Here is a 22,851-nt window from a genome sequence, read left to right as displayed (position 1 = left end):
TTTTCAACACACTCAAATTACAGGCATAAAAAAACCCCAAGTTAAACTTGAGGCTTTTTAAATTTTGGAGCGGGAAACGAGACTCGAACTCGCGACCCCAACCTTGGCAAGGTTGTGCTCTACCAACTGAGCTATTCCCGCAATATGGATGTGCATTATAGAGAGTTTCATCAAACTGTCAACACTCTATAATGCAATTGCTGAATTAATCAGCACGACGCCAGATTGTCCCTTGGCGAGTGTCTTCCAAAACCACACCTTGATCTAACAAGGACTGACGAATTTGATCCGCTTTGGCAAATTCTTTGGCTTTTTTCGCATCTTGACGTTGTTGAATCAAATCTTCAATTTGCTCTTCAGACAAAGCCAAAGCCTCTTGCCCAATATCAGACTTCAGGAATTCTTCAACATTGTGCTGAACCAAACCTAGAGTATTGGTTAAATGACGCAAAGTTGCATAGTAAATCGCCGCTTGTTCCGCTTGTTGCTCTTTCACGGCACGGTTCAATTCTTTGTTCACTTCAAACAATACCGCAATGGCTTCAGCGGTATTGAAGTCATCACGCATGGCACTATTGAAACGCTCAAGCAATGTTTCATCTAAGGTATCGACTTGCGTATCACCATAGGCTTGTTGATAAGCTTTGAATGAATGATAGAAACGTGACAGTGCTGTTTTTGCTTCTTTTAAGGCAACATCAGAGAAGTTCACAGGGCTACGATAGTGTGATGACACAATGAAGTAGCGAATCACTTCAGGATGGAACTTATCCATCACATCACGAATGGTAAAGAAATTGCCCAATGACTTCGACATTTTCTCGCCATCAACGTTGATGAAACCGACATGCATCCAGTAGTTGACATACTGCTCGCCAGTTGAAGCCTCAGACTGTGCAATTTCATTTTCATGGTGCGGGAACATCAAGTCTGAACCACCACCATGAATGTCAAAATGGTTCCCTAGGCAGCAAGTCGACATCGCAGAACATTCAATATGCCAGCCCGGACGACCTTTGCCCCACGGCGAAGCCCATGCAGGTTCATTTTCTTTGGCATGTTTCCAAAGTACAAAGTCAAAGGGATGTTTTTTCTCAACTTCAACATCGACACGTTCAGATGCACCCGCCTGCATATCTTCCAGTTTACGACCCGAAAGACGACCATACTTGGCGAATTTTTCCACTTGGAAATACACATCACCATTGGCAGATGGATAAGCTGTACCCTTTTCAACCAGATTACCAATCATGCTTTGCATTTGATCAATATAGTCCGTTGCACGCGGTGCTTCGTCTGGATGTAAACAGCCTAGATTTTCAGCATCTTCATTCATCGCTTGAATAAAGCGGTCTGTCAGTTGAGTAATCGACTCGCCATTTTCATTGGCACGTTTAATGATTTTGTCGTCAATGTCGGTAATGTTACGTACATATTTCACGCTCCAACCTTGGCTACGCAGGAAGCGAATAATATAGTCAAATGCAACCATCACGCGCGCATGTCCAATATGACAGTAGTCATACACCGTCATACCGCAGACATACATATCAATATGCCCCTCAACACGAGGTACGAATTCTACTTTTTTGCGTTGCTCTGAGTTATATAGAACAAATGGTTGCATAGCGATTCAAAAGACTTCAAATATAAGAATGGATCATCTTAACCTAAGCATTATTTTTCATAAAGTTTTCAGAAGATTTTTCTTTCAATTATCTCGCCACTTTTCATTCATACTCAACTATTACTAAATTTCCTTTATTCAGATCTGAAAGGGGTTACTGGTAAATATTGGCACTACATGACGCACTGTGCTAAGGATGAACATGAACATGTACATGCTCGCAATGCTCATGGCTATGAGGTTTTGGCACCTCATGATCTGTTCGAATACAGCAACCCTCGACATACTGACTGGTACCATCCACATAAAACTCCTCTTTCCAGACAGGAACTTCATGTTTCACCCGCTCTACTGCTTCCTCACAGGCTTGAAAGGCTTCACGACGGTGCGCGGCATAAGCCATCGCAATAATCGCAGTATCACCAATATCTAAAGCACCAATACGATGCACCACCCGAACATAAGACACGCCATATTTTAATTGGATTTCTTGTTCAATTTGACGAATCATTTTTTCAGCGACAGGTGCATAAGCGGTATATTTCAATGCTTTTACAGCTTTACCTTGATGGTGATTCCGCACTGTGCCAATGAATATGCCAATGCCACCACACTCAGGAAAATGTTGGATGCCATCAAAGTCATTTTGACTAAAAACCACTGTTTGAATCCGCGGAAATTGTTTTAATTCCATATCAACCTCCTGCCACAGGGGACAACAATACCAAAGTACAATCTCGACTTAAAATAGTCTGCCTTGGAATAATGTCTTCACCCATTGCACAGGCACAGCGCTCCAATAATGTGTGGACAGCTGGGTATTGAGCAACGACATCCTTTAATACCGCTGCAACTGATGAATCAGGCTCACATTGCAGCATTAAATTGGGGGGTAACTGCCGTTCAATCGCACCAAAAGCTTCGATCTTCACTCTAATCACGTTGTTTAATTCCTGAGTCATCCTAACCTCCAATCATATGCATACTGATTTTTCGCACAGGTTGATGCAATTGCTGTTTTTGAATAGCATGAAAGCCTTGCTCTTTATGCCAAACATAAGTTGAAAGTTTCCCCTCTAAAACAAAGGCTTCATGCTGATTGATTTGGGCAAGTTGTTGAATGTCTGACTTTAAATTTAAGCCTTGCTTGGCAAAAAGACAATTATAAAACTCACCTTGCGCATTCAACCGCAGTCGATCACATTCCCCACAAAACGAGTTGCTAATGGTAGAGATAATCCCAACCTTCCCACCATCTACCCGATAACTACGCGCTGGATTGGCACCTTGTCCTTCAAGCACTTGCACCGTAAATTGCGAGCTGAGTTGGGACAAAATCTCTTGTTCAGTGACGACATCGGCTTGCGACCAATTTTGATCGCCATCTAAAGGCATAAACTCAATAAAACGCAGTTCTACCTTTTGCTGCTTTGCCCACTGCACCAAAGGGACAATTTGATCATCATTGATGCCCTTCATCAGCACAGTATTGATTTTGATGTTAAAACTAAGCTGTTGTGCAGCCTGAATGCCTTCCAACACTGTATGTAGTTGTTTCTTGGTGAGGTGTTGAAATTGCTCGGCATCTAAACTGTCTAGACTAATATTTAAATCATCTAACCCTGCTTGCTTTAAAGCAACGGCATATTGTTTTAAATAATGACCATTGGTGGTCATGGAAATACGCTTCAACCCCTGTTTTTTTAGGCTTTGTAACTGTTCGATAAAATGTACCACACCTTGGCGCATCAACGGTTCACCCCCCGTGATACGAATTTGCTCAACGCCATGCTGCACCATAAATTTGCAAAAACGATAAAGATCTTCAAAGCTGAGCAAGTCGTGTTTTTTCATCCATTCGGGATGTTCTGGCATGCAATAGACGCATTTAAAATTACAACGATCCGTCACCGAGATTCGTAGTTTGCGCTTTTCACGTCCAAACTGATCTTGGAATACTCTAACTGCAGATACATGGGTCATGCTGTTCATCTGTCTTACCTATGCGTCCTTTGAGCGATGTGGGTGCAGTTCATATTTCACGCCCTATTTTCTGAAGTATATTTTGCAATAACTGTTCCAACTTTGTGCACTTTCTAAATTTTGAGTATTTCAGTTCACCGCCGCAATGAGTGATCACTGCTGCATACATTTATAATCTAAATAAAATAACGACTCCCTCTAAATTTATTTCAAATGATTGTTTTTATAATAAATTTAGTATCAACATGAATACTTATTTGGTTCTTTTATAGATTTTTATTTAAACAGTCAAATCAGTTTATGGCAACATCTTCTACTCTCGACACAAACCTCCTCTCTTCAATATCTGAGGTATTCATAAAAAATTGAGTTGCCGATGCTGTTGTAGCTCATCCAAAGAGTTGATGCTATGAAAAAACAGTGCATGATTTTTAAATCGTGCCACTTGTGGGTGCAGATCTGCAAAACACTGCCTTAAACTGCGCTGATTTTGCTCAAGGTGCTGAATCAATGTCGGCAAACTGCTCCGTTTTAACAAACAAAACGGATACAGTGCACGGTCATTGATTTCTACAATAACGACACCACAGTTCGGATCTTGTTGCATCGCCTGATGTAGCCGTGAAAACACTTTTTTCGGAATAAAAGTCACATCACAGGGTACGAACAGCAGATAGTCTGATTGCACATGTGTCCATGCACTTTTCATCCCCATCAAGGGCCCTTGAAAGCCTGTTGCCTCATCTTCAAAAAAGCCAATCGATGGAATCAACCGCTCATAAATGGAATGATCTCGATGGCTATTGACCCATACCTTACTGGCACGTGACTTCAATTGCTGGTGTATTTTGATGAGTTGAATTTCATCATCAAATTTTTGCAAGAGTTTATTAATACCATTCATACGGCGCGCCTGACCACCCGCCAAAATAACAACTTCAGTTTCTGGGTAACTCACGGGTTTGAATATTTTTCTTTTCATTCTACATCCTCCGTTTGACAAGCTTTGATCAGACCTCGAATTTCAGGTAAGCAAGAACCGCAATTGCCTCCTGCCTTTAAGCATGCAGTGACTTGTTTTTCATGGGTGATATTTTTTTCTTTAATGACATCGATAATACGATTTTTCCCAACTTTAAAACAGCTACAGACCAGTGGGCCATCGCTATTAGTCATTGACATGGCTTGCCCTGCCAATAAAGCCTTCCGATGCATAGCACTTAAGCGTTCGCGCTTAAACAGACTTGCCACCCAGTCTCGATCTGGCAATAACGCTTTGGGCGCAATATACAGACTCGCAATGAGGTGGCCATCTTGTAACACCACACTATGACTGATATGGGCCGTTTTATCTTCTAAATTAAGCCATTCAAAACTTTCATCATCAAAAGGCAATAAAGCTTTGAGTTGTTCCGTAGTTTCCGTAAAACGTCGGCGATCTGCCAGCTCATAACGAGTAGCTTTGGACGTTTTGATTTTGGTCCACCAAATGCTTTGTTCAATACTTTGTTGCACCAAATGTTCAAAGCCCGTTCTGACATAAAACACGCCTTGCCATTGCGTATAAAACGGATGAATCATCACAGGGGTATGTTTGAACTCAGGTTCTCCCGAAATAGCATCCACAACAGGATTCACCACTTTGCCAATCCGTGCATCAGATGCGAATTGATCACTCCAGTGAATCGGTGCAAAAATCTGTCCACGGCGGATATTGTCACTGACTGTGGCACGTAGCACACAATTTCCCCAAGCTGATTTGATCTCCACCAGCTCCCCATCTTTTAAACCATATTTCAAAGCATCATTTGGGTGAATTTCACAATAAGGTTCTGCTTTATGCGTACTTAAATTGGCTGATAAACCTGTACGTGTCATGGTATGCCATTGATCGCGAATGCGTCCTGTATTCAGCACCAATGGATACTCACTGCTAATTGGATTCACCGCACCAACTGCCGTTGTTGCAATAAACTTGGCTTTACCATCTGCGTGACTAAACTGACCATCTTTAAATAATTGGGCAAAAGTGTTTGGTGTGGTTTGGCCATTTTTCAAAGGTACGAGCACAGGCCATTGCGTCGGTTCAAGCTCTTGGTAGTCATCAAATGAAAGATTCTTCAGACCTGCCAAATTGAAATAGCGGAATGTTTCAGTCGATGAACGTAAATCGATTTCTGCATTTTGATAAGCTGAGAGCTGGGCATGTTCTTTGAAAATGTCATGACTACTTTCAAAGTCAAAACCCTGAAATCCTAATTTTTTCGCCACTTGTGAAACCGACCACCAATCGGCTTGTGCTTGTTCTGGAATGTCTAAAAAAGCACGCTGTCTAGAAATACGGCGTTCAGAATTAGTCACCGTGCCGTCTTTTTCACCCCAACCTAATGCAGGCAGCAACACATCGGCATATTGCGTGGTATCGGTATCTAGACAAATGTCTGACACCACCACAAACTCACAATTCTCTAGTGCACGTTTCACCTGATCGGCATTGGGTAAACTCACCACAGGATTGGTCGCCATAATCCAAATGGCTTTAATTTTTCCAGCTTCGACCGCTTCAAAAAGGTCGACAGCTTTTAAACCCACTTGCTTTGCAATGGTTGGACTGTGCCAAAATTGTTGAACCAATTGTTGATGCTTTGGATTATCCAAATCCATATGGGCAGCCAACATATTGGCAAGGCCACCCACTTCACGTCCGCCCATTGCATTCGGCTGGCCCGTCATCGAAAAAGGTGCAGCGCCCAATTTTCCAATTTTGCCAGTTAACAAATGACAGTTGGTAATGCTATTGGCTTTGTCTACGCCACGTGAAGACTGATTTACCCCCATTGAAAATAAGCTCATCACTTTTTCTGTTTGAGCAAATTTTTCAAAAAAGAGTGTTAATTTTTCAACAGAAATCCCCGTCCGTTCGCTCACACTCGCTATGGATGCTTCAGAAGCACTGCTTGCCAGCGCTTGTTCTAAGCCTTGAGTATGCTTTTCAATAAAATCGGTATCGGTATAATGATTGGTTGCTAAATACTGTAATAGACCATTGAACAGCGCGACATCTTGACCCGGTAAAATCGGTAAGTGTAAGTCAGCCGCCTCACAGGTTGCAGTAAAACGTGGGTCAATCACGACGACAAAAAGATCTCGCTCCTCTTTGGCTTTCATGATGCGTTGATACAGTACAGGATGACACCATGCGGTATTTGAACCCACCAAAACCACCATATCGGTATGCTCAAAATCACTATAACTGGCTGGGACTAAATCTTCCCCAAAAGCGCGTTTATGCGCAGCAACGGCTGAAGACATACACAACCGTGAATTGGTGTCGATATTGGCCGTACCGAGGTAGCCTTTAACAAATTTATTGACCACATAATAGTCTTCAGTCAGCAGTTGACCTGAGACATAAAAAGCAATACTTTCAGGCCCATATTGATCGATATAATGTTGAAATTTGTTGGCGATTAAATCTGTTGCGGTATCCCATGAACTTACTTCACGTTGCGGTTTACGCCCCAACATGGGATGTAAGACGCGCGTTTCTAAACCTACCGTGTCGGCTAAATTACTGCCTTTAATGCACAACTTTCCGAAATTAGATGGATGCTGAGCATCGCCCACTACAGACACTTTTTGCCTTAAAGCCGTTTCTTCAACAGTTGCTGTTACCCCACACCCCACCCCACAATATGGGCAGGTGGTTTGCGTGGTTGTAATCATTTTTTCTGTGGAGCTATGCAGTTCCATTACAGGGATACTATTCATTTCTGCTTCGCTCCTTTATCTATGGCAAATACTTAAAATCACCCCCTCCTTTTTAGAAGGGGTTAGTGGAAGGTTTTACCCTGCTTTTTTTAATGCAAAATCTTTACCAAATAACAGTTTATTTCGAATTGAGGAAATTGGGGTTTGATCCGAAATAAGTTCTGCATACCAAACACCATCTTCGGTATCCCCAAACAACACCGCACCAACGACCTTATCCTTTTGAATAATAATGCGTTTATAAATCTGACGTTTTTCATCATTTAAAATGATGTCTTCAAAGTCATCCTTCGGTTCAAAATTACCCGCTGAGAACACATCACAGCCACTTACCTTTAACTGTGTCGGAACAGTTGGTGCTTTGAACGTTAAGCTGCCATGCTCCGCCAAATGTGAGGCACAAATGAACGCCTGCCCCCAAAGTGGCTCAACCAAGCCAAAAGTCTGGCTACGATGTTCAATACACTCGCCTACGGCGTAAATACTTGGGTCAAAAGTCTGCATGGTGTCATTCACCAATACACCACGGTTACAGCGCAGTCCTGCACTTTGTGCAAGTGCCATGTTCGGACGAATACCAACTGCAAAAACTACAAGATCAGCCGCTAAGACTGTACCGTCTTTCAAGCGAATTTGAGTGACATGACCATCTACACCCACCAATGCTTCAGTATTGGCCTCAGTAATAATGGAGATACCCTTTTGTTCAATACTATGGCGTAGCATTTGGCTGGCTTTACTGTCTAATTGGCGCTCCATAACACGATCCATCAGATGTAAAACCGTGACATTCATCCCGCGTTGTTTGAGGCCATATGCAGCTTCAAGTCCCAACAGTCCACCACCGATTACCACGGCATTTTTCTTGGTCTTGCAGTAATCCAGCATGGTGTTGATGTCGTAGATATCTCGGAAACTAATGACACCTTTCAAATCTGCTCCAGCAATTGGAGGAATGAACGGTTTCGAACCTGTCGCTAAAATTAAACGATCATAATCAACCACTTCTCCTTTTTCGGTATAGACCTGCTTACGAGGACGGTCTATACGTACCGCAGGATCCCCCGCAATGAAACGAATCCCTTTGTCGCTATACCATGCATGTGGATGCAACATGATGTCGTCAATGGTTTTATCGCCTGACAACACTGGCGATAACATAATACGGTTATAGTTCCCCCAAGGCTCTTCACCAATCACTGTCACGTCATAACGGTCTGGTGCCATGTCGAGTAAATCTTCCAAACAACGCATCCCCGCTAGGCCATTACCAACCAGCACCAACTTCATTTTTTCCTGAGATGCACCTGTGTTGGTGATGTAGGTTTTTTGTGGTGTCGGACTAATCCACACTCGGCCATTTTCAATTTTACTTGGAAAAACCAATAGTTTCTGATCTTTATCTTCCAAACAACGTCCTGTCGCCAAACTAAAATGCTGTTTGTAAATCGGGGATGCCACCACCCGCTCACCTTGTAAATCACCAATAATGCCGCGCGACATTACAAAAGCTTGGCTAAATGGATCCTGATTGCTCAAGGCATATACCCGCTTTTCAGCACCGACACGAAAAATAGCAATTTGCTGATGTTCAATAAGTGCACCTACGCCTGTATTTGGCGTTAGATCATCTAGCGCACAGACATCAACCCAATCTAGCTCATTCATTTCTTTTAAAATTGTCATCATCTTGATCCTTTTAAACTTATTCATTCATTTAGTCCCTCTATTTTTGCTTTTGAGAGAGTGCTGAAGAAAGAAGTTTGAATACCCTAATTTTTTAAGCTTCAACCACTGGAATACGGCTACGATCTCGTTCAGCCGCAGTTTTAGGACGAATCTGGCCACGAACTTCTGCAAACTGAATATGCGGATCTTGTTGTTGCTCAGCTTTGGCATTGATGAAAGTCACGAAGCGTTTACGTACTTCTGGGTCTTCGACAGCCGTACGCCATTCATCTTGATAAGTCCCCACCACATGGCTCATACGACGTTCGAGTTCAGCAGCTAGACCTAAAGAATCATGCACAACCACATCTTTGAGATAATCTAAACCACCTTCCATGTTGTCGCGCCATACCGAAGTTCGTTGTAAACGGTCTGCGGTTTGCACATAGAACATAAAAAATCGGTCGATGTATTTAATTAAAGTTTGAGTGTCAAGATCTGAAGCCAATAACTCGGCATGGCGAGGCTTCATCCCGCCATTACCGCAGACATACAGGTTCCAGCCTTTTTCAGTGGCAATCACACCGACATCTTTACTTTGCGCTTCGGCACATTCACGGGTACAGCCTGAAACAGCCATTTTTAATTTGTGCGGTGAACGTAAGCCTTTGTAGCGGTTCTCTAGGAAAATAGCTAAACCAACCGAGTCATCCACACCGTAACGACACCATGTACTGCCGACACAAGACTTCACTGTACGCAGCGATTTCCCATACGCATGGCCTGACTCAAAGCCCGCCGCGATGAGCTTTTCCCAAATTTCAGGAAGTTGATGAATTTGCGCACCAAACATATCGACACGTTGCCCACCAGTGAGCTTGGTATATAAACCATATTCTTTAGCAATTTGCCCCACAGCAATTAAGCCATCAGGCGTCACTTCACCGCCTGCCATCCGTGGGACGACAGAATAAGAACCATCTTTTTGAATATTTCCTAGGTAGTAATCATTACTGTCTTGTAGACCTGCATGGCTTGGTTTCAAAACAAAGTCATTCCAACACGACGCTAAAATATTGGCTGCTGTTGGCTTACAAATATCACAGCCCAAACCATGACCATGTTGTTGGATCAGGTCATCAAAAGTTTTGATTTCATTAACCCGTACCAAGTGATACAGCTCTTGACGTGAGTAGGCAAAGTGCTCACAAATATGGTTATTCACGGTCACGCCTTGGCGTTGTAATTCAGATTTTAAAACTTGGGTCACTAATGGTGCACATCCACCACATGCAGTAGCTGCTTTGGTACATTTTTTTAGGGCCCCTAGAGACGTTGAACCCTCGGCAATTGCACTGCAAATATCGGCTTTAGATACATTATTACATGAGCAAATGGTTGCACTGTCTGGCAATAAATCAACTCCACTGCCGCCAGATTTACTTGAGGATTGTGCATAACCCGGCATGATTAAACTTTCAGGATTTTCTGGAAGCACTAATCCATTCAGCATCATTTGTAGTAAGTCGTTGTACTCTTTTGCACAGCCCACTAAAACTGCACCAAGTAGCTTAGTCTTTTCGGCATTTACCACGATTTTTTTATAGACTTGTGTATCTTCGTCGGCATAGAAATAACTGAGTGCATTCGGTGTCATCGCATGTGCATCACCGACCGAAGCAACATCAACGCCCATCAGTTTCAACTTGGTGCTCATGTCTGCACCCGCAAATTCAGCACAAGCTTGTTCAGTGACATGTTTTGCTGCAATACGTGCCATGTCATAGCCCGGTGCCACCAGACCATAAATTTTGTTTTGCCACAGTGCACATTCACCAATAGCATAAATATCTGGATTTGACGTTTGGCAATAATCATTAATCATGATCCCGCCACGCTCTCCAAGCGCTAAACCACTTTGACGCGCCAACTCATCACGTGGGCGAATACCCGCTGAGAACAAAATGATGTCTGTTTCAAGCTCAGAACCATCTCCAAATTTCATCACATGCTTAGTCGTAGCACCCTCCTCAATTGATGAAGTCGCTTTTTGGGTATGGACTTTTACGCCTAAGTTTTCAATTTTTGCACGTAGAACCTTTCCGCCCAAGTCATCAATTTGAACCGCCATGAGACGCGGTGCAAACTCAACCACATGTGTTTCCAAGTTTAGATCCCGTAGCGCCTTAGCGGCTTCTAGGCCCAATAAACCGCCACCAATTACCACACCTGATTTAGCATTGAGACTTGCAGCACGAATCGCATCTAAGTCTTCAATGGTTCGGTAAACAAAGCAGTTTTCACGGTCATTACCCGAAATAGGCGGAACAAAAGCGTATGAACCTGTTGCCAAGATTAATTTGTCAAAACTAAGAACATCACCATGATTCGTCGTCACCGTTTTATGGCTTTGATCAATTGCAACCGCTTTGGTGTTTAAACGTAAATCTATGCCATAAGCATCAGCAAAATCTGTACGACAAAGGGTTAAATCCTTTGCTGATTTACCACTGAAATATTCAGTCAAATGTACGCGGTCATAAGCCAAGCGCGGTTCTTCGGCCAAGATGGTAATTTCAACATCATCACCCACATGTTCGAGTACTGATTCGATAAATTTGTGGCCAACCATGCCATGACCAATCATGATGATTTTCATATTCTTTCTCCGCAATATTTCATTTGTTCTGCCTGAGCCTTGAGGCTTGGGTTTAATCTATTTATTTAGTTTTGCGCTTCAGCAATGCTACGATCATGAACTGCTTGTTCGAATAAGCGCTGTTCCTTTTCTTTATGCTCAACAGAGAAGCGAATCATGAGAACAAAACTTGCAGCGATGACCACTAAACCACCTAAAATCATCAGTGTGGTTTGAATATCCAACATACCTTTGAGCAGGAAACCTGCTGCCAGTGCACCCACGTTACCCCCTGCGCCAATAATGCCTGCCACACCGCCCAAGGCATCGCGGTCAATGAAAGGAACCAAAGCATAAGTTGCACCACATGCCATGTGTGTGAACAATGCAAAGACTGTCATTGCAAGAATCGCAAAGATAGGGGTGTTCATTTGAGAGAATAGGACGAGGAAGAGACCTTCCAGCAAAATCATGCCAAATAACACTTTGGTACGACCATCAAGCCCTTTTTTGGTTGCAACTTTATCTGACACAATGCCGCCCAGAGCACGAGCGAACAGTGCCAGTAAACCGAAAATACCAGCCGCCATCCCTGCTTCTTTTAAACCAAAGCTAAAATGGTCGACGTAGTACATCGCGACAATGTTGTGAATAAAGATTTCGATCCCGAAACACGCGGCATAGGCACCAAATAGAATCCAAACACGGTAGTTTTTCGCAGCATGCATCAGAATCGCTACACCACCTTTTTTATCTGAACCAACACTGACGCCCTCTGCACGAAGTTCTTTGAAGTTGCCTTGTGGACAATCTTGAGTAAATTTCCAATACATCAAACCCACGATCAGCATCAAGACACCCGGAACGATCAGTGCAATTCTCCAGCCCATCGCTTGCTCTACACCAAACATCACCAAGGCACCGAGCATCAATGGCATGAGTACTTGTGTTGCACCACCGCCTGCATTACCCCAGCCTGCTGTCGCTGCGTTTGCAGTCCCGACTACGTTTGGCGCAAACATAATGCTGGTGTGATACTGAGTGATGACAAAGCTTGCCCCAATCGCACCAATCAATAGACGGAAGAACAAGAAGGATTCATAGCTATTTGCAGACGCGACTCCAAAGACTGGAATGCTGCCGAGTACTAGAAGTGCGGTATAGGTTTTACGCGGGCCGTATTTATCACACAGCGGCCCCACAATAAGACGAACTAAAATGGTGATGGCTACGGCCGCAATATTAATATTGGCAATTTGATCTTTGGTTAAATGAAATTCACCCGCGATCACTGGCATCAGCGGAGCACAAGCGAACCAAGCAAAGAAGCAGACAAAAAAGGCGAGCCAACTCATGTGGAAGGCTCTCATTGCTGCGCCGTTAAAACTGAAAAGACTTATTTTTGTTGCTTTTTTAGCATGTAAATTTGAAGACATAACCTTCTCCAGACTGAACTGAGCGTATAGTTTTTCTACAGCACAAACTCTTGGGATGTAGAAGCGATCAGAACGGACGTCGTTGGCCGTCTTACAAATTTGATTTAGAGTCGTCTTTGACTCATTAAGGATAATGCAACGAGTGTGCCAATATTTATAATTAAATAACAACATATTGTTTTTTAAAAATTTATTTAAAAAATAATCTTATAATTCGATATAGTCAGCTCTTTTTATTTTTAAAGCACAACAGCTAATTTTTCCGACTTTTTAAAACACTGCTACCTCTTGGTGCATTTTGCATTATCGATGAGCATCTGCTTTCTCAAATAAACGACATTGCTTTGTTCTAAGCACGACATCTAGAAGTTCTCCCTTAGATGTACAAATCGACTGTGAACATCAACACTTCAATTTACTGAATCCATATCCGTAAACTCTTTCATGAAAACTCCGATCACAACATATGCAACATGCATACTTTGTCTGTAATCGCGACCATAAAGATTGACTGCCTAATCCGAGATAAAGCTGGCATTTGTTAAGTTTGGCATTTAAATTGCTTGTACACTTTTAGATCTCATTTTCAGGTTTTCCTGAGCACTGTACAGTATGCCTAAACTGAAAATTGCATTGATTGATGACAATCAAGAACGCGCACAATATATTCGAAGTTCCCTCATCGAACATGATTTCGATGTAGTTGCCTGCCTGATTATCGATCACATCAATATTAGTCGTCTTGAACAATTAAGTGCTGACGTTATTTTGTTAGATATGGACCATCCGCAACGTGACATCATTGAAAGCTGTGTCAGCCAATTTAACCTACCCACTGTTTTATTTACTAAAAATAGCCATAAAGACACCATTAAAAGTGCCATAGATGCTGGAGTGACAGCTTATATTGTGGATGGGATCGATCCTTCAAAGTTAGAAAATATTTTAGAAATCTCAATCGAGCAGTTTCGTAAACACAAAAAGTTGCTCACAGACTTACAAGACACCAAAAATAAACTCGCCGATCGTAAAGATGTGGAGCGTGCGAAAGTCTTGCTGATGCAATTACATGGGCTATCTGAAGACGATGCCTTTCAATTGCTACGTAAAAATGCCATGAGCCACCGTATGACCATCGGTGAAATGGCAAGACGTCTGTTGGATGCTCAACAGCTTTTACAATCTCAACTCAAGGACTAAGTCATGGCTCAACTCGAAAAGTCACAACTTCATCTGGGCTATATCCCACTTTTAGACTGTGTCTCTTTACTATGGGCTAAAGAACGTGGTTTTTTTGAGGAAGTAGGCTTAGACGTAAGCTTAGTCAAAGAAGCGTCTTGGGCAAGCTTAAGAGATCGTTTGGCTTTTGGTTTTCTAGACGCCGCGCATTGTTTATCTGCCATGTTGCCTGCTGCTGCACTCGCTCAAGATCAACTCGGTATTCCGCTACAAACCCCTCTCGTATTAAGCTACAACAGTGCTTTTATCAGCTTAAGCCAAAAACTATGCTATGCGCTCGATATCAAAAAAACTGACGATGCAGCCACCACTGCACAGAAATTTTTTAGCGCCATGCAGTATGAACAGTATCTTCCGATTGCCCATGTGTTTAAGCAGTCTATTCATCATTATTGTTTACGTGAGTGGTTGGCGTTGGCCAATCCTGAATTTGCCAAACGCGTACATTTACGCACTTTACCGCCGCCCTATATGGTGGAAGCCATTTCAAACCAATTGATCGATGGTTTTTGTGTTGGGGAACCTTGGAACACACAAGCGGAAATTCAAGGTTATAGCCAAATCATTGCGACTGGCTCAGACATTATTCCTCGCGTCGCAGACAAAGTACTGGCTGTGACTCAAGAATGGGCTATCTCCAATCCCAATACACTTTCAGCCCTCGTCCAAGCCATCCAAAAAGCACAAGTTGAACTTAAACAGATGCCGGATCTTGAACCTGTTTGGCAAGTCTTGGTCGATTACAACATCATTCGCTTTGCGTGTTCAGCAAGTGTTCACGTCGAAAAATATCACCTGATTCAGAACATCATTCGTGGTTTTATTCCAGAACAAGCCCAGCCGCAAGTTTCGGATTTTGTTTGGCTCACACAGCAAATGCAAAAATGGGATGATATAAATTTAGATAGTGATGAAATTCACAGCATTAGTGAAAATTGCGTCCTTCAAACAAATTCTTGATTTTTAAATTATTACTATATGTTACTTGATACGTAATTACGCACCATTTTAAAACATTTATTCTGAAAAATATTTTGAAGTAAATCTGTGATCTAACTTTACTGCCCACTTTATTAAACATTTTTCTTTAGCTTCCATTTATCTGAGCGTGCTATTTACTGATGCGAAAAACACGCTAAGATCTTTTCAAACATGAAAACAATAGATAAATAATCTTCATCACAACTTCTTTTTTAAACGTCAAACTAACCCAAGGACAGCGGGGTGTATTATGTTTACCGAGGAAAATCGACATGTTTCTTTATTACATGCGATTAACAAAATACTGATTAAAGACTGGGATCCACTGCGAATCTATCGTAATCCTGCACTACAAGATGAATATGAGGAATACTTACCCAGTTTATTTCGCTTCATTTGTGAACAAGCCAGTGAAACTGAAATTTTTGAATATTTATGGTGGGTGGAAAATAAGGTTATGGAAGTCAAAGGGAATAAGACCCATACTTTAAAAATTGCACATTTGTTGAAAGATCTACAGGAAGACTAAGCCGAGTTTACGCCTGTAAATGCTCAATCAAATCGGTCACCATGTTGCTGTTGACGCAATACTCTTAAGTCTGCAAGTCCAATATAAATTTCTGCTGCAATCAAGTCGCGGAACTGCTGTAACTGTTCTAGGTTTTCAATATGCATCAAACTTTGTCTGGGCATAAACTTAAAATAAAAAGGCAAGCGTTTCGGAATCAAATGTTTCGGCAAAGATGGGATCACCTCCCCTTTACGCAGCAAGCGACTCAACTGTGGCACTTGTAGCAACTTTTGAAAATATTGGTGCTGAACCACTTTTTTTGCATCAAAACCAATATCAAAGACTTCATCTCCGCCTAACGCGGCAAACGGCACGATGTCATAGCCAAATTCTTGAGCGAGCTTTAAAAAGCCGTAGCGCTGTTTCCAAATCAGTTGGTACTGTTCGCCCTCACGTTTTAGAACTTCGCGTCCACCACCAGGAAAAACCAAAATGGAATAGCCCTGTTGCATGGCTTCACGCACATAGGCTGGGACGCCATCGATCGCACCAAATTTTTTCACCACACTGCGCCACAGTGGCAAATAAAAATGGCTATGATCAGCAATACTGACCACAGCCACTTGATGCTCATTGTAGAGATAATCAATCAACATAGGTGAATCAAGCACACCATATAAGGAATGATTTCCTACATACATTGCAGGTTGTGATGCATCTAACTGTTCAGCACCGATAAATGTCGGTGTGAAATAAACTTTAGATAAAGCACTCAGGCGTTTAATCCATTTTGCATCATGCTCAACCTGCAACATACGGGCTTATACGACGTGTTTTTTCACAAGCACAGCACCAACAGAGTAACCTGCGCCAAATGAACACAAGACACCGTATTCACCGTCATTGACTTGGTCTGCTGTACGGTGCAACGCAATAATGACACCTGCTGAAGAGGTATTTGCAAATTCATCTAAAATGATCGGCACTAAATCAGGCTGAGCATTTTCTTTGCCTACAACCAATTTCAGAATCAGCTCATTCATGCTGGCATTGGCTTGGTGTAACCAGAAACGCTTCACATCAGTCGGTGCAATGTTGTTTTTCTCAAGTTGCGCCGTAATCATTTTGGCAACCAGTGGACAAACTTCTTTGAACACTTTACGACCGTCTTGAGCGAAACGATTATTTTCAATGTCTGCATCGACTTCACTCAAGTTTAGGAAACCAAAGTTATTGCGGATGTTGTTTGAAAACTGTGTGAATAAGTTAATGTCTTCAATTTCAAAACCAGTTTTTCTGTCGGTTTCTTCAATGATTGAAGCCGTTGCAACATCACCAAAGATAAAGTGGCAATCACGTGAACGGTAGTCGGTATGACCAGAGGTGATTTCTACATTCACCAATAATACACGGCGTCCGCCCGCTTTAATCGCATCATACGCTTGTTTAATACCAAAGGTTGCGGCCGAACATGCCACGTTCATGTCGTAGGCATAGCCTTGAATACCCAATGCTGTTTGGATTTCAATTGCAACAGCAGGATAAGCACGCTGTAAATTAGAGCATGATAAAATTACCACATCGATATCTTCTGCAGTCACGCCTGCATTTTCCATCGCTTGTTTTGCAGCGATCACGCCCCATTCGGCTTGAATCGAGAGTTCATCATTTGAACGTTCATGTAACAATGGACGTAAACGCTTCGGATCTAAGATCCCTGTTTTCTCAACCACATAACGACGTTTTACACCAGACGCTTTTTCAATAAACTCTGCGCTTGACCCACGACGGGCTTCCAACTCGCCCGAAGCAATTTTGTCAGCATTGTCTAGGTTATACTGTTCCACATAAGCATTTAAACTTTCAACTAACTCTTCATTGGTAATGATGTCTTCGGGATGATAAAGACCCGTACCTGTAATGCGGATGCCCATGTAAAACTCCTTCTTTAAATTACCTATATCTTAACTGATTCCAAGTTTTTCCCATACTTTTTGCAAGCGAGTCGGAGAAATGGGCATCTTTGTCTTCATCGGTTGAGAGAATAAAGAAATCCGAAACTCCTCAACCATGAAATACAATTCTTTAAGGCGAGTGTCATTTTTAAACTTAAATAATTTTTCCATCCACGGGTCAACTTGATCAATGGCAGAATTATCCCTCTGTAGGTTATTGGGCAGGCGCTCCAAACGCAAGACCAATGCTTTCAAATATCGAGGAAATTCAAGCCAAATGTCGGAAGATTTCACATAGACAAAGTTTGATAAGCACATCAAATCCAGCTGATCTTCAACATCATCAATATTTTTCCCAAACACAGCATCATCTAAAACCAACAGTTTTCGACGTATATCCTGCCATTGAATATAGATCTCTGTCACATCTGCCAGTGCTTTTTGCCCATGGGTCAGAAAAGTTTTTTTGACATTTGCAACCAAGTTTTCAAACTCTTGTGCGTTGACAGGCAGTTCATTGATCGACATTTGCAGTGTGGCATAAACTAACATTTGTTCCAGCTGCACCTTATCGCCCAAAGGTGAATACGCCAATGCCAACGGTTTGGAAATTTGCTTTTTCAACTGACGAACCAAATCCCCCAGTTGTATATGCACCAAACGGAGTACACCCTCACGGTGCTGTTTAGTTGCCTCAGCTTGATCATTAAAGGTCTGAATCACCACACCAGACTCATCCTTTTGTTCCAGTGCCGCAAAGGCCTTGGTCGGGACTAAAGCTTGATACTGCTTCACCACCACACCCGTCACTTTTTGTGATGCTTCAAACACAAAATTTTCAGGAAAAGTTTGGAACTCACCTTTGAGCTGTTTGACTGGACTATGAGTTTCTGTTCGACAGCGCGCTTTTAACTCAGACAAGTCACGACCTTGTTCAATCACACGGCCTTTGTCGTCAATGACTTTAATCAACGGCAACAAATACTGTTCAACCCGCTCAAAGCTAAAGTCTTTTTCAGAGATTTGTTCGCCACGCAACTGGAAGGCTAAAAAGCTAAAAATATGCTGCTGCAAATGCATCGCATCTACTTTCGCCATTAGCTTTGCAGCCGTATCAGGGATAGGCACCAAATGACGTCGTTTATCTTTAGGCAGCGCCTTGAGTAACGCCTCCATTAAATCCTGACGCCAACCGGGAATACCCCAAGACCACAAGTTTTCATCCACCTGAGGCAAAGCTTGCAACGGAATTTTTACTGTTGCACCATCTTCGTCATGGCTTGGATCAAAACGGTAACTGGCAGCAAGGCGCAGTTCGCCATTGCGTAAAAAATCAGGAAACTGCTGCGTGGTTGGACGGTCATTCATCCACAGCGCATCATCATCGATAAATAAATAACGTGGGTTTTGCGGCTCAACCGTTGCGCGCCAGTCTTCAAAACTACGACGGCTTGCCACCTCTTCAGGAATTTTAGCCGCATAAAACTGGTAAATAGTCTCTTCATCCACCACCAAATCACGGCGGCGTAGCTTATCCTCGACCCGCTCTACTTCTTCAAGTTTAAGCAGGTTGTGTTTTAAAAATGGTGGCGTAATGCCCAAATGTCCTGTCGTCAGTGCATCTCGAAGGAAAATTTCATGTGCTGCAACATGATCGACTTTTTCATAGTTGATCTGGCGTTTCGGCTCAATAATTAAGCCAAATAGTGAAATTTGGTCATAAGCATTGACCACACCTGCTTTTTTCGACCAGTGCGGCTCAAAATAGTGGTGCTTCAGCAAATCACCTGCTGCAAGCAAAATCCACTCAGGTTCAATTTTTGCCAGTGTACGAATGTAGACCTGTGAAGTCTCTACCATCTCAAAAGCCATGACCCAAGGCGTATTGGTCTTATGTAAAGTAGATGCTGGAAAAATGCGGGCCTTTTGCTGACGTACCGCCATAAACACATTGCGTTCATCGGTTTTATTGGCAATAAAAGACAGTAGACCTGTTAAAAGCGCACGGTGTAAATTTTCATAACTGGCTTTTTTCTCATTAAAAGACAGCTTTAAGCCTTTTGCCAAATCGACCAATTGCTCATGAGTTTTCTTCCATTCACGTAAACGCAACCAGCTTAAAAAGTGATTACGCGCAAAAGTACGACGTTTGTTTTCACTCATATCTCGGTTGGCAACCAGTACGTCCCAAAGTTTGATATAAAATAAAAAGTCAGAATCGGCTTCACGGAACAACGCATGTTTTTGATCTGCCTGCATTTGTTTATCCGCTGGGCGTTCACGTGGGTCTTGTACAGCCAAAGCGGCAACAATCACCAAGACTTCATTCAACACTCCAAAATGTGCCCCACCCAAAATCATACGGGCCAAACGTGGATCAATTGGCATTTTGGCCATTTGTTGCCCAATTTTGGTTAAATCTCCTTTACTTCCCCCTTTGGAAAAGGGGGATTGAGGGGGATTGTCTTCAGATGAATCTCCCCCAACCCCTCTTTGCAAAAGAGGGGCTTTACCTTTATCAGACATTGCCCCAAGTTCAACCAACAACTTACGACCATCGTTGACTAAACGATGATCTGGCGGCTCAATAAAATCAAAATCTTCTAAAGCCCCCAGCCCTAAACTTTGCATCTGCAAAATCACTGAAGCTAAGTTCGTTCGCTTAATTTCAGGTTCAGTAAACTCTGGGCGACTTTGAAAGTCTTCCTCAGAATACAAACGAATACATACACCTGGGGCAATACGACCACAACGACCTTTACGCTGATTTGCTGCTGCTTGTGAAACCGCTTCAATCGGTAAACGCTGTACGCGTGAACGATAGTTATAGCGAGAGATACGCGCAAAACCACTGTCAATCACATAACGAATATTGGGTACAGTCAACGCTGTTTCTGCAACGTTGGTGGCGATAATAATGCGTCGCCCACCACCTGATGGATTAAAAATTTTTTGTTGTTCAGCTAAGGCCAAGCGTGCATATAAAGGTAAAATTTCTGTATGTCGCGGCCCATGCTTTTGCAAAGTTTCTTGTAACTCACGAATCTCTTGTTCGGTACTGGCAAAAATTAAAGTATCGGCATATTCAGGATGTCCTTTTTCTTGTGCATCCCGAAAACATTCCTCTACAGCTTGCACGACAGCACGAGGCAGGTTTTCTTCAAAGTCATCAAACTCATCATCATCACTACCGACAATGCTCATCTCAGATACAGGGCGATAACGTAGTTCAACAGGAAAGCTACGACCTTCTACTTCAAAAATAGGTGCATTGTTAAAGTACTGACTAAAACGGTTTACATCTAAAGTTGCCGAAGTGATGATGACTTTTAAATCTTTACGGCGAGGCAAAAGTTGTTTGAGATACCCCATGATAAAGTCGATATTAAGCGAACGCTCATGCGCTTCATCGATAATAATGGTGTCGTATTTATTGAGATAACGGTCATTGGCCAACTCTGCCAGCAAAATACCATCTGTCATTAAACGAATGATCGAATCCTGCGACCCTTGTTCATTAAAACGAACTTTAAAGGAAATCGACTCACCAAGTTTCTCACCAACTTCTTCCGCAATACGCTGGGACACACTACGCGCAGCCAAACGACGTGGCTGTGTATGACCAATCAGACCCGTTAAACCACGACCTGCTAGCATCGCAATTTGCGGTAGCTGTGTGGTTTTACCTGAACCTGTTTCCCCTGCAACGATAATCACTTGATGCTCTTGAATGGCATCAATTAACTTATCTGCATACTGCGTAACAGGCAGGTCTTGATTCAGTTTAATATTCGGAATGCGTTCAATACGCTCTAGAACTTTTAAATGCGACTGTTCAAATAATGCTTGATATTGCTTTTCGTTGGCATCTTTTCCTTTTTTGAGTCGGTTTAAACGATGACGGTCTTTGACCATCACCAATTGCTCTATATTTAAAGGACGCTGCACAGAAAAAATACCTACATCAAAAACATCAATCGCTTAGTTTACGTGGTAATACAGCGAAGCGAAAGTACAGCATAATTTTTTAATTTTAACTTTTTTTCAAATATCCCCTTGAATTTTAAGCCTAGGGACATCATGTCTGTAGACGAGTTGCGGAATAGATGATTTTGTCATTTGGTCATCATATTTATCATGCTAAATGAACAGAATGATCACATTCGCTGAAATAGTCTGGAGTCAGATTCGGTTTTTCCGATTCTTGTAATGTAAAAATACTGTTTCAGCAATAACAAAAATTTCGATACCCTATTCAACATTAAATACAAACCCCAATCATGGAGACAATGATGAGCTTGATTAATACTGAAGTGAAACCATTCGCAGCTACTGCATATCACAACGGTCAATTTGTTGACGTAACTGAAGCAGATCTTAAAGGCAAATGGTCTGTAGTATTCTTCTACCCAGCTGACTTCACTTTCGTTTGCCCAACTGAACTTGGTGACCTTGCTGACAACTACGCTGAATTCCAAAAATTAGGCGTGGAAATCTACGGTGTTTCTACTGACACTCACTTCACTCACAAAGCTTGGCACGACACTTCTGAAGTTATTGGTAAAATCCAATACCCATTAATTGGCGACCCAACTTGGACTCTTTCTAAAAACTTCGACGTTCTAATCGAAGCTGCTGGTCTTGCTGACCGTGGTACTTTCGTAATCGATCCAGAAGGTAAAATCCAAATCGTTGAAATCAACGCTGGTGGTATTGGTCGTGATGCTCAAGAATTACTTCGTAAAGTTAAAGCAGCTCAATACGTTCACGCTCACCCAGGTGAAGTTTGCCCAGCTAAATGGAAAGAAGGCGAAGCAACTCTTGCTCCTTCAATCGACCTAGTAGGTAAAATCTAATCTAAATTAGATTGAACACATAAAAAACCACGCTTTTTAGCGTGGTTTTTTTATGGTCAAGATAACAGTACAATATGACAAGAAAGAGAAAAATACAGAACAATAAACACCTATCCTCTATGCTCTGTAAATGATTCATGACTGGAATTCAGTGCGTGTACCCGCTACAGTAGAGTGAATATATGC

The 22,851-nt window shown here is 42.3% G+C and carries 16 protein-coding genes and 1 tRNA gene; 4 read left to right on the top strand and 13 right to left on the bottom strand.

The annotated features are described in order from the left end of the window. Nucleotides 1-65: 65 nt before the first annotated feature. The 10 genes from ACY3FQ_RS05945 to ACY3FQ_RS05900 form a co-directional block, all read right to left on the bottom strand. Nucleotides 66-141: transfer RNA gene (locus tag ACY3FQ_RS05945), tRNA-Gly, on the bottom strand. 64 nt (nucleotides 142-205) lie between these two features. Beyond that, nucleotides 206-1,627 (bottom strand): cysteine--tRNA ligase, encoded by a 1,422-nt coding sequence (gene cysS, locus ACY3FQ_RS05940; protein ID WP_126037127.1) that lies wholly within the window; start codon nucleotides 1,625-1,627, stop codon nucleotides 206-208. Nucleotides 1,628-1,817: 190 nt separating this feature from the next. Then, on the bottom strand, nucleotides 1,818-2,321 hold the full coding sequence (locus tag ACY3FQ_RS05935) for a molybdenum cofactor biosynthesis protein MoaE (RefSeq protein WP_279677899.1): 504 nt from the start codon (nucleotides 2,319-2,321) through the stop codon (nucleotides 1,818-1,820). Between the two features lies 1 nt (nucleotide 2,322). Continuing rightward, nucleotides 2,323-2,589 carry a MoaD/ThiS family protein gene (locus ACY3FQ_RS05930; RefSeq protein ID WP_279043970.1) on the bottom strand — a complete coding sequence of 89 codons (267 nt, stop codon included), beginning with the start codon at nucleotides 2,587-2,589 and terminating at the stop codon, nucleotides 2,323-2,325. Nucleotide 2,590: 1 nt separating this feature from the next. Beyond that, nucleotides 2,591-3,619 (bottom strand): GTP 3',8-cyclase MoaA, encoded by a 1,029-nt coding sequence (moaA, locus tag ACY3FQ_RS05925; protein ID WP_279043971.1) that lies wholly within the window; start codon nucleotides 3,617-3,619, stop codon nucleotides 2,591-2,593. Between the two features lie 346 nt (nucleotides 3,620-3,965). Continuing rightward, a complete protein-coding gene (mobA, locus tag ACY3FQ_RS05920; RefSeq protein WP_279665288.1) occupies nucleotides 3,966-4,592 on the bottom strand; it encodes a molybdenum cofactor guanylyltransferase in 627 nt (208 codons plus the stop codon). Next, on the bottom strand, nucleotides 4,589-7,381 hold the full coding sequence (locus tag ACY3FQ_RS05915) for a molybdopterin-dependent oxidoreductase (protein ID WP_489773698.1): 2,793 nt from the start codon (nucleotides 7,379-7,381) through the stop codon (nucleotides 4,589-4,591). Before ACY3FQ_RS05915 ends, mobA begins: the two co-directional genes overlap by 4 nt. Nucleotides 7,382-7,456: 75 nt before the next feature. Then, the gene (gene nirD, locus ACY3FQ_RS05910) at nucleotides 7,457-9,067 is read right to left on the bottom strand and encodes a nitrite reductase small subunit NirD (protein WP_279697760.1); all 1,611 of its coding nucleotides are present in this window, start codon (nucleotides 9,065-9,067) and stop codon (nucleotides 7,457-7,459) included. Nucleotides 9,068-9,161: 94 nt separating this feature from the next. Next, on the bottom strand, nucleotides 9,162-11,708 hold the full coding sequence (gene nirB, locus ACY3FQ_RS05905; RefSeq protein WP_348959634.1) for a nitrite reductase large subunit NirB: 2,547 nt from the start codon (nucleotides 11,706-11,708) through the stop codon (nucleotides 9,162-9,164). A gap of 65 nt (nucleotides 11,709-11,773) precedes the next feature. Further along, the gene (locus tag ACY3FQ_RS05900; protein WP_426978606.1) at nucleotides 11,774-13,123 is read right to left on the bottom strand and encodes an MFS transporter; all 1,350 of its coding nucleotides are present in this window, start codon (nucleotides 13,121-13,123) and stop codon (nucleotides 11,774-11,776) included. Between the two features lie 612 nt (nucleotides 13,124-13,735). On the opposite strand from ACY3FQ_RS05900, the gene ACY3FQ_RS05895 reads away from it, so the two are divergent. The 3 genes from ACY3FQ_RS05895 (at nucleotide 13,736) to ACY3FQ_RS05885 (ending at nucleotide 15,872) form a co-directional block, all read left to right on the top strand. Then, nucleotides 13,736-14,323, top strand: coding sequence for an ANTAR domain-containing response regulator (locus ACY3FQ_RS05895; RefSeq protein WP_004696311.1), 588 nt, complete (start codon nucleotides 13,736-13,738; stop codon nucleotides 14,321-14,323). Nucleotides 14,324-14,326: 3 nt separating this feature from the next. Further along, nucleotides 14,327-15,322 (top strand): ABC transporter substrate-binding protein, encoded by a 996-nt coding sequence (locus ACY3FQ_RS05890; RefSeq protein WP_236769285.1) that lies wholly within the window; start codon nucleotides 14,327-14,329, stop codon nucleotides 15,320-15,322. 271 nt (nucleotides 15,323-15,593) lie between these two features. Next, complete coding sequence (locus ACY3FQ_RS05885) at nucleotides 15,594-15,872, top strand: hypothetical protein (RefSeq protein ID WP_004696307.1); 279 nt, start codon at nucleotides 15,594-15,596, stop codon at nucleotides 15,870-15,872. A gap of 23 nt (nucleotides 15,873-15,895) precedes the next feature. Here the strand turns inward: ACY3FQ_RS05885 and ACY3FQ_RS05880 are convergent, their stop codons facing one another. The 3 genes from ACY3FQ_RS05880 to hrpA are packed head-to-tail and all read right to left on the bottom strand — an operon-like array spanning nucleotide 15,896 to nucleotide 21,757. Next, nucleotides 15,896-16,669 (bottom strand): 1-acyl-sn-glycerol-3-phosphate acyltransferase, encoded by a 774-nt coding sequence (locus ACY3FQ_RS05880; RefSeq protein ID WP_426978603.1) that lies wholly within the window; start codon nucleotides 16,667-16,669, stop codon nucleotides 15,896-15,898. Nucleotides 16,670-16,675: 6 nt separating this feature from the next. Beyond that, nucleotides 16,676-17,788 (bottom strand): beta-ketoacyl-ACP synthase III, encoded by a 1,113-nt coding sequence (locus tag ACY3FQ_RS05875; RefSeq protein ID WP_126037143.1) that lies wholly within the window; start codon nucleotides 17,786-17,788, stop codon nucleotides 16,676-16,678. A 30-nt stretch (nucleotides 17,789-17,818) separates the two neighbouring features. After that, the gene (gene hrpA, locus ACY3FQ_RS05870) at nucleotides 17,819-21,757 is read right to left on the bottom strand and encodes an ATP-dependent RNA helicase HrpA (RefSeq protein WP_489773697.1); all 3,939 of its coding nucleotides are present in this window, start codon (nucleotides 21,755-21,757) and stop codon (nucleotides 17,819-17,821) included. Nucleotides 21,758-22,101: 344 nt separating this feature from the next. On the opposite strand from hrpA, the gene ahpC reads away from it, so the two are divergent. Continuing rightward, on the top strand, nucleotides 22,102-22,665 hold the full coding sequence (gene ahpC / locus ACY3FQ_RS05865) for an alkyl hydroperoxide reductase subunit C (protein ID WP_004982189.1): 564 nt from the start codon (nucleotides 22,102-22,104) through the stop codon (nucleotides 22,663-22,665). The last annotated feature ends 186 nt before the right edge of the window (nucleotides 22,666-22,851 follow it).

It is taken from the genome of Acinetobacter sp. AB03, assembly GCF_058107045.1.
Note: the sequence above shows the minus strand (reverse complement) of the source record. Positions and strands in the feature narration are given on the sequence as shown.